The 12,996-nt window shown below is 62.6% G+C and carries 15 protein-coding genes; 10 read left to right on the plus strand and 5 right to left on the minus strand.

Translation table 11 applies throughout. The annotated features are described in order from the left end of the window. Positions 1–29 precede the first annotated feature (29 nt). On the minus strand, positions 30–2,141 hold the full coding sequence (locus QMG90_RS19905; protein WP_033938205.1) for a putative bifunctional diguanylate cyclase/phosphodiesterase: 2,112 nt from the start codon (positions 2,139–2,141) through the stop codon (positions 30–32). Positions 2,142–2,667: 526 nt separating this feature from the next. Between QMG90_RS19905 and QMG90_RS19910 the strand changes: the two genes are divergently transcribed. Further along, the gene (locus QMG90_RS19910; RefSeq protein WP_023102473.1) at positions 2,668–3,414 is read left to right on the plus strand and encodes a DsbA family protein; all 747 of its coding nucleotides are present in this window, start codon (positions 2,668–2,670) and stop codon (positions 3,412–3,414) included. Between the two features lie 27 nt (positions 3,415–3,441). Here QMG90_RS19910 and QMG90_RS19915 read toward each other — a convergent pair whose 3' ends face one another. The 4 genes from QMG90_RS19915 to QMG90_RS19930 are packed head-to-tail and all read right to left on the minus strand — an operon-like array spanning position 3,442 to position 5,511. Beyond that, positions 3,442–4,065 carry an IbrB-like domain-containing protein gene (locus QMG90_RS19915; protein WP_234009660.1) on the minus strand — a complete coding sequence of 208 codons (624 nt, stop codon included), beginning with the start codon at positions 4,063–4,065 and terminating at the stop codon, positions 3,442–3,444. Further along, positions 3,956–4,507 carry a GNAT family N-acetyltransferase gene (locus QMG90_RS19920; RefSeq protein ID WP_228379834.1) on the minus strand — a complete coding sequence of 184 codons (552 nt, stop codon included), beginning with the start codon at positions 4,505–4,507 and terminating at the stop codon, positions 3,956–3,958. The genes QMG90_RS19915 and QMG90_RS19920 overlap by 110 nt, the downstream gene beginning before the upstream one ends. Next, on the minus strand, positions 4,504–4,887 hold the full coding sequence (locus QMG90_RS19925) for a DUF3440 domain-containing protein (RefSeq protein WP_231115650.1): 384 nt from the start codon (positions 4,885–4,887) through the stop codon (positions 4,504–4,506). Before QMG90_RS19925 ends, QMG90_RS19920 begins: the two co-directional genes overlap by 4 nt. 54 nt (positions 4,888–4,941) lie before the next feature. After that, complete coding sequence (locus tag QMG90_RS19930; RefSeq protein ID WP_199533723.1) at positions 4,942–5,511, minus strand: phosphoadenosine phosphosulfate reductase domain-containing protein; 570 nt, start codon at positions 5,509–5,511, stop codon at positions 4,942–4,944. Between the two features lie 163 nt (positions 5,512–5,674). Here QMG90_RS19930 and QMG90_RS19935 point away from each other — a divergent pair, with 163 nt between their 5' ends. The 9 genes from QMG90_RS19935 to QMG90_RS19975 all read left to right on the plus strand — a co-directional run bounded on the left by QMG90_RS19935 (position 5,675) and on the right by QMG90_RS19975 (position 12,987). Next, a complete protein-coding gene (locus QMG90_RS19935) occupies positions 5,675–6,100 on the plus strand; it encodes an organic hydroperoxide resistance protein (RefSeq protein WP_023102469.1) in 426 nt (141 codons plus the stop codon). A 45-nt stretch (positions 6,101–6,145) separates the two neighbouring features. Then, entirely contained in the window at positions 6,146–6,601 is a 456-nt protein-coding gene (locus tag QMG90_RS19940) for a MarR family winged helix-turn-helix transcriptional regulator (RefSeq protein WP_031633154.1), read from the plus strand. A gap of 63 nt (positions 6,602–6,664) precedes the next feature. Beyond that, complete coding sequence (locus QMG90_RS19945) at positions 6,665–7,417, plus strand: SDR family oxidoreductase (RefSeq protein ID WP_023102467.1); 753 nt, start codon at positions 6,665–6,667, stop codon at positions 7,415–7,417. A gap of 400 nt (positions 7,418–7,817) precedes the next feature. After that, on the plus strand, positions 7,818–8,459 hold the full coding sequence (locus tag QMG90_RS19950; RefSeq protein ID WP_033938206.1) for a glutathione S-transferase family protein: 642 nt from the start codon (positions 7,818–7,820) through the stop codon (positions 8,457–8,459). Positions 8,460–8,539: 80 nt separating this feature from the next. Continuing rightward, the gene (locus QMG90_RS19955) at positions 8,540–9,652 is read left to right on the plus strand and encodes a VIT1/CCC1 transporter family protein (RefSeq protein WP_023102465.1); all 1,113 of its coding nucleotides are present in this window, start codon (positions 8,540–8,542) and stop codon (positions 9,650–9,652) included. A 191-nt stretch (positions 9,653–9,843) separates the two neighbouring features. Next, positions 9,844–10,293, plus strand: a complete 450-nt coding sequence (locus tag QMG90_RS19960; RefSeq protein WP_052157204.1) for a TIGR03757 family integrating conjugative element protein — start codon at positions 9,844–9,846, stop codon at positions 10,291–10,293. Beyond that, on the plus strand, positions 10,290–11,240 hold the full coding sequence (locus QMG90_RS19965; protein WP_023102463.1) for a TIGR03756 family integrating conjugative element protein: 951 nt from the start codon (positions 10,290–10,292) through the stop codon (positions 11,238–11,240). The genes QMG90_RS19960 and QMG90_RS19965 overlap by 4 nt, the downstream gene beginning before the upstream one ends. After that, a complete protein-coding gene (locus QMG90_RS19970; RefSeq protein WP_023102462.1) occupies positions 11,237–12,640 on the plus strand; it encodes an integrating conjugative element protein in 1,404 nt (467 codons plus the stop codon). The genes QMG90_RS19965 and QMG90_RS19970 overlap by 4 nt, the downstream gene beginning before the upstream one ends. 17 nt (positions 12,641–12,657) lie before the next feature. Next, entirely contained in the window at positions 12,658–12,987 is a 330-nt protein-coding gene (locus QMG90_RS19975; RefSeq protein ID WP_430381666.1) for a hypothetical protein, read from the plus strand. The last annotated feature ends 9 nt before the right edge of the window (positions 12,988–12,996 follow it).

The following is a 12,996-nucleotide window of genomic DNA, read 5'->3' on the forward strand; positions in this document are numbered from 1 at the left end:
GGCCGGCGTGTTTCCGTTGGAACGGCCGGTCAGACCAGTTCCATTTCATCCGGTGCCGCGGGCCTGTCATCAGACACCTTGCCGATATCCGGCAGGGCAATCACTTCATCCGCCTGCATGGGATACGCCAGTAGATACCCCTGAAGCGTATCGCAGCCGAGGCTGGTCAGAAATTCCTGCTGCTCGGCCGTCTCCACGCCTTCGGCTACGACCCGAAGATCAAGCGTCTGTCCCAGGGCGACGATGGCCGAGACGATGGCGGCATCCTCTGTGCCGCAAGCAAGGTCGTGTACGAAGCAGCGATCGATCTTGAGTTCCGTTGCGGGCAAGCGCTTGAGGTACAGCAGGCTGGAATAGCCCGTCCCGAAATCGTCGATGGAGATGCGGACGCCGATGTCATGCAGCTTCTGAAGGATCGCCTGACTGCTATCGACGTCACGCATGGCGGTCGACTCGGTGATTTCCAGCACCAGCCGGTGCGGTTCCAGCCCATGGCGATCCAGAGCGCCGCGCACTGCGTCCACCAGACCCGAATGCGCGAGCTGCACCGCAGACAGGTTGACCGCGATAGTCCAGTCCTCACGTCCTTCATCCCGCCACGCGGCCATCTGCCGGCATGCCTCGTTCAGCACCCACTCGCCGATCGGCACGATCAAACCTGTCTTCTCGGCCAGCGGAATGAAGCTCGCCGGGCCGAGCATGCCATGGGCGGGATGCATCCAGCGCAGCAGCGCCTCCAGGCCGGTAATCGGACCGTGGGGCGCGGTGAACTTGGGCTGGTAGTAGAGAGCCAATTGGTTGCGCTTCAGCGCCATACGCAAGTCCTGCAGCAGTTGCACCTGACCGTGCGCATTGGCGGTCATCGACGCCTCGAAGAAGCAGTAGTCGTCGCGACCTTTCCCCTTCACGTGATACATCGCCGCATCGGCATTGCTCAGCAGTTCGTCCTGGTTTTCGCCGTTGCCCGGATAGATGGCGATGCCGATGCTGGTCGAGACATGAAGCTCATGCCCTTTCACCAGGTACGGTTCTCCGATCGCCGCCACCAGCTTGCTGGCCAACACTCCGGCATCGGTTGGTTCGTCCACCTGAGCCAGGACCACGAACTCATCACCGCCGACGCGCGCAACGGTGTCACTGCCGCGGGTGTTCTCCACAATGCGTCCGGAAGCCGCGACAAGGAGCATATCGCCCAGCAGATGACCGTAGGCATCGTTGACCGCCTTGAAGCCGTCCAGATCCATGAACATCAGCGCGAAGCGGCTTTTCTCGCGGCGCGCCCGCTCCATGGCCTGGTTCAGTCGATCCTCAAGGAGGACGCGATTGGGGAGCTTCGTGAGGTTGTCGTGCAGGGCGAGGTACGTCAGCTCCTGATTGGCTTCTGCCAGTTCTTTCGCCAGCAATGCCGTCCGGGATTCCATGCGCTGCTCGAGCACCGAGACGATCAGCGCGATGGCCAGTACGGCCAGCACCGCGAGAATGATGGTCAGGGCGAGCCAGTGTGCATGCACACCGCCTTGCGCCGCGCCGCAAATGCTGCCTGCAGGAAAGTTCGCGGCGGCCATGCCGATGTAATGCATGCCCGCGATCGCCAGCCCCATGACGATCGCCGCGAGGAGGCGAAACAGAGTGGCCTTCGCGAAACGATGGCGCAGTACGAACTTACACCATATCGCCACTGCAGACCCGCAAATAGCAACGAGAACAGACAGTCCGAGCAGCGTCGGGTCATAAACGATGCCAGGCATCATCCGCATGGACGCCATGCCCGTGTAATGCATGCCCGCTACCCCGCCACCCATAACAATGGCACCGGCGGCAAGTAGCCGGTGGGTCAACGTTTCTTGCGTGACGATCCAGAGAGCAAAGGCGGACGCGGCGACTGCGAACAGGAGTGACAACAGCGTGATCAGCAAGTCGTAGCCGAGATCGATCGGCAGATCGAAGGCCAACATGCCAATGAAGTGCATGGACCAGATCCCGATCCCCATGGTGCAGGCACCGCCTGCCAACCACCATCGGGCGGGACGCCCGGAAGATGTCGCGATACGGCCTGCAACAACCAATGTGGTATAGGATGCCAATATGGCAACCGCCAACGAGAACAGCACTAATGGGCTGTCATAGCTGCCATGGAGCATCTAAATAATTCCCCTTCTTGAAATTAATTCATCACGGCAATTCAACTAATTCCGTAATGCCACTACAAAGTCTCCCACTTTAAGAAGGGATCGAGCACCAACCAAGTGCATTTCCAGCCATCTGAGTGTTATAATAATAAGAACAGGTGATTCTCATCACACACCGCCCAAGATGCGGTCGCGCTTCCCAGCGCCGTTTTTCCCTCCTCGCCGTTGTCGGATTTCAGCGCCGCCAGGCCACATGACCGGAACTGGATATTCAAAATATATCGACGGGTTCGGCCCGAACTTGAATCGCAGCCCAATCCAGTCAGACAGCACCGGCACCTGACCCGGACACAGCGGCACCGAGCCATTTGGACATCGGCTTTCTGCATCGTGACCAGATAGACGCACCGGGCCAACCAACAACCCGGTTCGGTCAAGTTCGCTTTGTTTGCACCAGGAACGGGACGGTTGTGTTCGACTGTGGTGACGAACCGGTGTGAAGCAACCCGACCTTGCGGTGGGCGATCAGGAACCTGTCATGCAATCTTCTCTTTTCTCTCGTTTTCCCCTTCGCCGCATGCTGGGGCCCCTGATGGCTCTCGCGCTCACCTTGTTGCTTGTGGCGACCTGGTATTTGACGAGCCAATCCGGCTCACCTGCAAAGACCGGTGCGGGCAACGCCGTCTCGCAAAGTTTTCAGGCGGGACCGCCATGGCGTTACGGCAAGGCCGACGCGCGCTTTACGCTGGTGCTGTATGCCGATCTGGAATGCCCATACTGCAAGAGCTACTACCCGCTGCTCAGGGCATGGGTCGACCGGAATCCGGAGGCGAACCTGCAATGGCACCATCTGCCGCTCCCCATGCACGAGCCCGCCGCAACACGACAAGCCCGGCTGGCCGAATGCGCGGGAGAGGCCGGGGGCCACGCCGCGTTCTGGCAGGCGGTTACCTGGATCTATCAACAAACCCGCAGCGACGGGGCCGGCATACCTGAAAACATGCAATACCCGGCACTCACCCCGGAAATCCAGGCCTGCCTGGACAGCACACGCACCGAGGCAATCATTCAGGCGCAGGCGAACGAAGGTTCGCGTGAAGGCGTTACCGCGACCCCGACGCTGAAGCTCAGCGACAACCAGAGCGGCCATACACTTGTCCTGCCCGGTCCCGTCGAAGGCGACGCACTGTTGTCAGCCCTGGATTTGCTATCAAGCGATCGCGACACCGGCCAGGGAAAGAATGCCGGGACACCCGACGACGGCGTTGGCAACGCCCCCAGATAGCTTGCGGCTCTCAAGGAAAAGCGAGATCTAATCCCATGACTTCGAATAGTCATGGTCCTTGAACAGACCAGGCAGGCCGGACACCTGCTTGAACCGCAACACCTCATCATCATCCATGCCCAACTCGCGGGCCACATCGCCCTCAGTCCATCCTGTCTGCAGAAGCCTGACCACGATGTCGGTCATCGGCAGCACGGAATAGACACCGCGAGCGCGGTTGTGACGGATGGTGGCGGCGATCCGGTCTGCCGTTGCCGCGCGCCCGCTTCTGATCGAAACCACCGGCAGGTAGCCGTGCAATCGTTTCCTGATCGGCCCCTGCTTCTTGCCGATCTTCTGACGGTGGAAACCATCGACCACGACATGGCTTTCTTCCTGCTCGCGATGCGTGACGATGGGCTGGGTGAAGCCATCGGCGTCGATCGACAATTCGAGCAGCTTCATTTCCGGCGTCGCGACGGAATTCGGGTTGTAGTCATTGGCCTCAACCTGTTCGCCCCGGACCCATTGAACGCAGTCCACCGGCTCATCGGCGAACGGGCTATGCTCGTGCAGCCGCAGCCGGATCTGGTTGATGGCTTCGACTCGCTTCGCCAGCGGCAGGCTGTCCAGTTCGGTGAACAGGGCTTCGGCCCGGTTCGTCAGGTTGATTACTTGTGGCATATTTCTGTCTCTCCAAAGTCACCCAGCTTCCGCGGGAGGACTGAACGTTGAATCCGTGCGGTTCGAGGAACCTTGCAGCAGCCTGCTGCACGCGCGCCGTGCAGATCAGACCCAGGCCATCGACATGTTCCAGAACCTGGCGGCGCAGTTCACCGAACAAACCCCGGCCGCGCGCCTCAGCGCGCAGGTAGCCTTCGCGCAGGCGCACGATATCGGAGCGCTGCTCGATGCTGATGAAGCCCAGAACGCGAGCCTCGCCCTTGCGGCGGACGATGAACCAGCGGTACAGCGGCCCATCGTTGAGCGGATAGCCTCCGCATTCGCGCCGCACGCTTGGGCTGGCGAAGAAGTAGCCCATATGGGAAAAGAACGCCGCCTCGCCATCGGCCGAGCGTATCTGGGCGAATTCGTATTTTGCGAAGGGCTTCATGATGATTGCCCCTCGATCAGCGCCAGCGTGTCGATGTCCTGACGAGCGAAACCGAAGGACAGTGAGCGCGCCATGTCCTGCTTGAGCAGCGACAGGGCGACACGACGCCAGGAGGGTTGGGCCTTGCGGTTTTCCAGCTCAGGAATGCCGGCATCGGGCCAGGAAGACAGCGGGTAGTTGTGCTTCTCCCACCAGTCGATGAAGACCCCGATACGACGCTGATAGACCTGACGCAGCGGCCCCGGCATGCTTCGCAGCAGGAATTCACAGTATTGCCGCCAGGTATCGAAAGTCGGCGGCAACCCCATCCCGCCTCGATAGCCGAGGAAACGCTGGCGGCTGTACCGCGCGGCGTAGTTCGCGCCGGCGACACGCTGCACGACGCGGAACCAGGTCTCGGGCTCCAGCTTGTGGAACAGATCGAGTCCCTTGCGCTAGTCGTCTCCGTAAGGCTGGCAAATACGCATTTGCGAAAACGGCAGGTCCGCCAGATGCATGCGATCGTAGAGCCGGTTGAAGGCATGGCCATGATCTGCGACGTACCGCCAGAGGTCCTCGAACCGCCAGTCGTAGATCGGAAAGAAGGTAACGGCGCGGCTGTCCGGCTGGTCCTTTGCGCTCCACTGGACCGGCGTATGCGTACCAGGCGGCGTCCAGGCGCGCTTCTTCACCCTGGCACGGCGTTTGACCGCCAGAAAGCGATTGAGCGCTTCATCGGACCGGATGCCGACCAGAAAGGCGGTAGGCACATCCCTTGCGAGCCACTCGTTGAATTCAGGAACGAATTCCTCGAACTCCATCCGATGGCGATAGAAAGGGAACCGCGTAGGATCGCTGATGACGGATGGATGGGTTGGCATCGGCCTGATCCAGTCCGCCTCACGCCCCGGTTCCCATGCGCACCAATAGGGCTCCTGCAGGCTGGAAGCATTGCGCAGATTGATCGGCAGGCAGATCCAGGTCAAGGTCTTGTCGAATGGTGAGATCCGCAGTTCTTCCGTCATGTGCATTCCTCTGGGAGTTTAGCCGTGTCCGAAACCTCAGCAGGCGCCGATGCTACGCATGGCTCCGAAGTGCTGCTTCGCGAAGATATACTATTGACAATTAAATTGGTAACAATACAATTTTAGGCAATCTTTGCAAACCCGCCACATCAGGAGAAACACCATGAGCGCACTGTATTCCACCCGTGTCACCGCCAACGGCGGTCGCAATGGCACCGTCCGCAGCGAGGACGGCCTGCTCGACCTGCAATTGTCTCTTCCGCCGGCACTGGGCGGCAAAGGCGGCGCGACCAACCCCGAGCAACTCTTTGCCGCCGGCTATGCCGCTTGCTTCGGCAACGCGGTCATCCACATCACTCGCAACCAGGACGCGAAAATCCGCGACAACGACGTGGACGTGGTGGCCCAGGTCGGCATGGAGCCCAATGGCAGCGGCGGTTTCGCCCTGACGGTGGCGCTGGAGGTGACGCTGGCCGGGGTCGACCAGGCCAAGGCCGAGGCGATCGTCGCCGAGGCGCACAAGGTCTGCCCCTACTCCAATGCCACACGCGGCAACATCGAGGTGGCGCTGTCGGTGCGTACACGCTGAAACGCCATGACGACGAAGACAGGCAGGTGCGCCGATGAACGCGGAGTGAGCGGAACTACCTCCCCCAAGGAAGACGACCCGCTACTGTTGGATCGTCAGATCTGCTTTCCGATCTATGCCGCCTCAAACCTGCTCACCAGGGTCTACCGGCCGGTACTGGCACCACTGGGTCTGACCTATTCGCAGTACCTGGTCATGCTGGTGCTGTGGGAGCGTTCGCCGATCAGTGTCGGTGAACTGGGCGAGCAACTGCATCTGGACAGCGGGACGCTGACGCCGTTGCTCAAGCGCATGGATCGAGGCGGATTCGTCAGCCGGCATCGTGATCCCGAGGACGAGCGGCGGGTCCTGATCACGCTGACGCCGCACGGAGCCGATCTACGCCACGCTGCGCTGGCTGTCCCGGAGACGCTCTCCAGGCAACTAGGCCTCGAACCGGAAGCCATTGATGGTCTGCGCGATGCCGTGAAGGTGCTGGTGCGGGTGCTGGCCAGCCAGTAACCCGCCCGGGACATCCCGTGCAGATCCACTGCACTTCATTCTTCAACACCAAAGGAACACAACATGGGTACTTCCAACAACATCCAGGACCAAGTCGTGGTCATCACCGGCGGCAGCAGCGGGCTGGGCGAAGCCACCGCGCGCCATCTCGCTGGGCTGGGCGCCAAACTGGTGCTGGGCGCACGCCGGCAAGACCGACTCGACACCATCGTCACAGACATCGTCGCGGCGGGCGGTCAGGCTATTGCGGTGAAGACCGACGTGACCCGCCGTGACGACCTGGAGGCGCTGGTCGCTGCCGGCGTCGAAAAGTTCGGTCGCATCGACGTGCTGATCAACAACGCCGGCACCATGCCGCTGGCGCCACTGAACAAGCTCAAGGTCGATGAGTGGGAAAGCATCATCGACATCAACATCAAGGGCGTGCTCTACGGCATCGCTGCGGCGCTGCCGCGCTTCGAGGCGCAAGGCAGCGGCCACTTCATCAACCTGTCTTCGGTGGCCGGGCACAAGGTGCTGTCGCCTATGGGGACGGTCTACAGCGCCAGCAAGTTCGCTGTGCTCGCGCTGTCGGAAGGCTTGCGCGCCGAAGTCGGCAGCCACATCCGCACCACGGTGATCTCGCCGGGCGCGGTCGATACCGACCTCAAGTTCCACACCACCGATCCGGAGACCGCCAAGGGGATACAGGCGTTCTACGAGGCCTCGCAGATTCCAGCGGACGCCGTTGCCCGAGCGATCGCCTATGCCATCGAACAGCCGGACGAGGTGGACATCAACGAAATTCTGCTGCGGCCGACCGCGCAGGAGCTGTGACCCGGCAGGCGCCACGACAAGGTCTTGCGGCACACCGTTTCACGGTGCTGCCGCAGGGGCCGCAAGGCGACTACGCGCCTGCGGAGATCCCGTTTTTTTGCAACCGCGCACTGCGCGATTAGCCCCCTGATGTCGGCCCAGAGGAACTTGACGGCCGGCATGCGGGAGAAAGCCGCCCGCCCGGGCCATTGATTGGCTGCTGCATCCCGGCGACGCGACAGCGTCCGTATCAGCTCGCATCGCCCGCTGATCGAGGCGCAGCCCGCCTGCTCGATGGGCGGCGCGTTGTTCTCCAACGCCCGCCAGAACTGGCCGCCACTGCGGGCACCGGTGGCATCGGCTCAATTTTCGGCCTGACTTTGCAAGTCGGTTACGCAGTTTTACCGAGGAGGATCCACACATGATCACCATATATCACCTGGGCGTTTCGCAGTCGGAGAGAGTCGTCTGGCTGTGCGAGGAGCTTGGACTTGCCTATGCGCTTCGTCGCTTCGAGCGCGACCCCATGACACGGCTGGCCCCGCCCGAATACAAGTCCATCTCGCCAACCAGAACGTCACCGGTCGTGCGCGATGGCGACATCGTGCTGAGCGAATCGGGAGCCATCATGGAGTACCTCATTCACCGGCACGGTGGCGGCCGCCTGGCGGTTGCGCCGGAGCATGCGAACTACCCCGTGTATCTGTTCTGGTTCCATTTCGCCAACAGTTCGCTCACCGCGATGGAGATGGCCAGAATGATGCTGGTCGCAGCGGGCGGGCGCGATGGCGAAGGGAGTCTTGCGTTCGCGGAGGAGCGGATCGATACCGCCTTCGGGTTGGTCGAAAACCAACTCGGGCGCACCGCCCATATTGCCGGCGAAGCCTTCACGGCCGCCGACATCATGCTGCTATTTCCGCTCACCACCATGCGGCATTTCATGCCCAAGGATCTTGCAGGCTATCCGAACATTCTCGGCTACCTGAAGCGGATCGGCGAGCGGGAAGCCTACCGGCGAGCCATGGCCAAGGCAGACCCTGGCATGCTGCCCCTGCTCGCCTGACGCCGTGATCAAGCCGCTCGGCGCCCCGCCAGCGGCCACGACGCTCTCAGTGCGGCAACCAACCCCGGAGGAACGGCCCCATGACCAATACGACGACAGGCCGCTACCGCGCCAATCTGCAGGGCGAGGTGGACGGCGCCGCGATCTACACTGCGCTTGCAGAGAGCGAATCCAATCCCGACCTGGCCGGCGTGTTCCGGCGACTGGCGGCTGTGGAAGCGGCTCATGGCGAATTCTGGAAGAAACGGATGGAGGCAACCGGGGATCACTTCTCACCCCGCCCCTCTCGCCGTGCCCGATTCGTGGCCTGGCTGGTGCGCAGGCATGGCGCCGCCACCCTGCTGCCGATACTTGCTGCCGCGGAAACCCTGGGCAGTCGGACATACGACGATCAGCCCGAGGCGCGCGCGGCGGGGCTCGCCCAGGACGAGCGTTCTCACGCGCTGCTGATGCGGGAAGCCGCCGGGAGCGGAGGACTTTCCGGTCCCATTCTTGCGATACTGGAAGGTCGCCATCGCGGTGGCGGCAACACCCTTCGCGCCGCTGTACTGGGCGCCAACGACGGACTGGTGTCCAACCTCAGCCTGGTGATGGGCGTGGCAGGCGCCGCGGCGCCGGGCTCGGCCATCCTGTTGGCGGGCCTGGCCGGACTTATCGCCGGCGCCGGCTCGATGGCCATGGGCGAGTGGCTGTCGGTGACCAGCTCGCGGGAGTTCTACCGCAGCCAGATCGCCATCGAGGCCGACGAACTGTACGAGTTTCCGGATGAGGAACGCGAGGAACTGACCCTGATCTATCAGGCCAAAGGCCTGACGGAGCTGCAGGCGCGCGCACTGGCCGACAAGCTGTTGGGCACACCAGGGGCCGCACTGGACACCCTGGCCCGCGAGGAACTCGGAATCGACCCCGAGGGGCTTGGCGGCTCGGCGACCGCCGCGGCCGTATCATCCTTCATGTTGTTCGCGGCTGGCGCCATCGTCCCGGTGCTGCCGTTCATGTTTCTATCGGGTATACCAGCATTGGTTTCCAGTCTGGCCACCAGCGGTTTAGCACTCGGCCTGCTGGGTGCAGGTACCAGCCTGTTCACCGGGCGCGGCACGCTGTTCTCCGCCGCCCGCCAGGTCGCCATCGGACTGGCCGCCGCCGCGGTCACCTATGGCATCGGCGCCATTTTCGGCGTGACACTCGGCTAAGGCACCATCGAGCTTTTGGCCGCTCATCCTTGCCGCGGTCCATCGAGGCGGACTTCAACTCCAGCGATGCCTTGGTTTGTTCAGCGAGCACAATGCGGATAAGGCGGGTTTCCGATTGTTGGCTGACCCGCGGGCACGTTCCGGATGAACTCTGAGACTCCACAACAGCAATCTGTTTCAGGAGTCCGGACATGCTCAACCCGTTTCGCACCCAATCCGGGCCGATACGCTTTCCATCGGCGGTAGCCAGCGCCTTGTGCGTAGCATTGGGCCTGGCCAATCAGGCGACCAGCGCCGCAGAAGTGACCGTTTTCACCGACCGATCCGTCACGCTGACATCGGCGGATAACGCCAATGTCGTTCACCTCGACACTGCACAGGAAATCGAGGCCAGCCTCGCGGCCGATCTGCCCGCCGATCCCCATCGTGCCCAGGCCATCGTCCAGGGACGCCTTCAGCAGGGCGGCTGGCAGCTGCAACGCGCCCTTGCTTCCGCCTGGCAGGGCGTGGCCGATGCCTGGGGCCTCAGCGTTTCAACCGTTCCTGCAGTCGTGGTCGACCGGCGCTACGTCATTTACGGTGAGTCGGACGTAGCGAGGGCGGAAGCCCGTATCGAGGCATACCGGAGGGCGCAGCCATGAAGCGCGCCCGTCGTCTCCGCGCCGCGATCGCGGCCCTGATGCTTGGAACCGCATCGTCGGCCTTCGCGCTCAACACCGCATCGATCACAGCCTCGGCCCTATCCCCCGATTGCCTCGAATACCGGGTCGTCGGGATCTGCTACTGGCTCTTCTGCACCACCTTCGGCTGCTCGGTGCGGACCTCGGTGAAAGTTAGCCATTACGTGCCCGATGCCGTGGTTTCCAGCTACGCCAATACTGGCGAGAACCCGTGGGTAGAAGTGCGTGCCATGAGCATGCCGAACACCACGGCACAGGCCGGCGGCGATGGCACAACGAACCAGGACCACGAAAACAACCTGTCAAAGTTCAAAAACGCTGACGTGATCGGTCACCCCGGCGGGGCTGTCCTGGGTCAGCTCGCCAGTGCTTCGGGCTATTCCTGCGAAGGTGCAGGCACGGCCTTCATGCCATACCTGCTGAGCACGCTCGACACGGTGGCATGGCGCTATAACGTGCCGGAGGCCGTCTATCCGGAAGCACTGATCCCTGGCATGCGCGAGATCGGAGCTCGGACCTCTCTCAACCTGTGGGGCGCCGTCTACCCGAGGGGCGGATTCCTGCATCAGACCGACGACTACAAGAGCGGTGCCGTCGTCGCGCAGCGCGCCGGCGATATCGTCACCCGCCGCGGCCAGATTCACGTCTACCAGCCGCTGCTCGCTACCGCGCGCGACGGCTACTGGCCCGCAGGCGAGCTCGCCGAAGGCGACGCCTCCACCGGCAAGTGGCAGGAACTCACCCCCACGATGTCCAGTTCGTGCGCCGTCTTTCCCCATTCGAACCAGCGCGTCCAGGCCCAGCAAGGCGACTATGCCTGGGCGCTTTGGCGGCCCTACAGCTGCTGCCAGCGCCGCGGACAGACCTTCCTCGGCAGCGTCGACTTTAGCGGAGGGAGCGCACGATGACTTCATCCTCCACTCTCGCACTCAGCAAGCACTTCCGCCGGGGCCTGCTTGTTTGCGCCCTGACGGCGGCATGCTCTGGTGCTGCCGCCCAGACGAGTGTCAACGAATATGGCCTGCAGCATCGCGGCAGCGTCATTGGCGACGATGTGCTGTACAGCATCGGCGGCGGACGGGCGGTATCCATGACGGGCGCGGCAAACATGCGCTCGATCGGCGTCGGCGTTGGCTGGAACAGCAACCTCATTTGCGGCGACATGAGCCTCACCACCACGTTGCAGAACCAGTTGAACGGCATCACCAACGGGTTCCAGACCATCATGTCGAATGTGATCCAGAACGCCACCAGTGCGGTGGCTTCGCTGCCTGCGCTGATCATCCAGCGCGCTGATCCCGGTCTCTATAACCTGCTCACCAACGGTGTCCTGCAAGCCAGGCTCGATTTCGACCGCTCGAAACTCACCTGCAGGGCGATCGCGAACAGGATGGCCGACATGGCCGGTGGCCAGCTCGGCTGGGACCAGCTCGCGGAAGGCATGGCGCTCAAGAAGGCGGTTGCCAGCACCGATGCGGTTTCCGCGATCGAGGAGGCAGAAAGCAGCAAGGGCAATGAAGGCGTGCCCTGGGTCGGAGGCGACAATGCCGGCGGCTCGGGCCAGGCGCCTATCCGCGTGGTCGCTGACGTGACGCGCGCCGGCTACAACCTGGTCAACGGGCGCAGCGTCGATGACACCTCATCCATCGATTCCGGCAGTTGCGGCGACCGACTGGCGTGCCAGACCTGGACCTCTCCGCAGGCTGCCGTCACCTGGGCTACGCGTGTGCTGGGCGAGCAGGAACAACGCACCTGCGAGAGCTGCACCAAGACGCAGACCACGCCCGGCGTCGGTCTGACACCGCTCATTCAGGAAGAGTACGAGACCAAGCTGGAGAGCTTGCAGGAACTGATCTCGGGCAGCAAGTCGATGAGCTTCGACAACCTGCAGGCGGCCAGCAGCACCTCGTTGCCGATTACCCGTGGCGTGATCGAGGCGCTGCGTGATGAACCCGATCAGGACATCCTCGCAAGGCGTCTCGCTTCCGAGGTTGCGCTCGCCAGCGTGCTGGAAAAAGCATTGCTGCTTCAGCGCACGCTGCTGACCGGGCGGATGGAGCCGAATGTGGCCGCGAACGAAATGGCCCAGGAGGCGGTCACGCAGGAGAGCAACATTCTCGACCGCGAGATCAACAACCTCAAGACTGAGCTCGAACTGCGCCGTGAGCTGGCCAACAACTCCCCGATGCAGATCATCCAGCGCCACAGCACCCGGGCTGCGGGTTCGCGGGGTGTGTACCAGGGCGATCCCATCCCCAATCGCCTCGATGAATTGCAGCGCTCGCAATCGGGAGGAAGCAATCCATGATCCCGGCCTGGCTTCGCATGCGGTGGTTGTTCAATCGCCGTGTCGGCTTCGCGTTGCTGTGGACGATCCTGCTGCTTGTTGTGGCGATCTCCATCAACCTGATTGGCATCCGTGTGCTTGGCAGTATCGAAGGCTGGCAGCGCTGGATGGACGACCATACGGGCTATTTCCTGGCCTGGCGTCTGCTGCTTTATGCGGGCCTCGCCTGGGGTTGGCTCTGGATGCGTAAACGGGTCCTGGCTCGCGAACCTGGTACGGAACCACACCAGCGCCTCATCCGTGTCGAAATCGCCGGCGTGGTGGCTCTGGCCGTTCTGGAAGGCAGCCTGCTGCTGCAGTCCACTTGATGAGCGGAG

The organism is Trabulsiella odontotermitis (assembly GCF_030053895.1).
GTDB lineage: Bacteria > Pseudomonadota > Gammaproteobacteria > Enterobacterales > Enterobacteriaceae > Trabulsiella > Trabulsiella odontotermitis_C.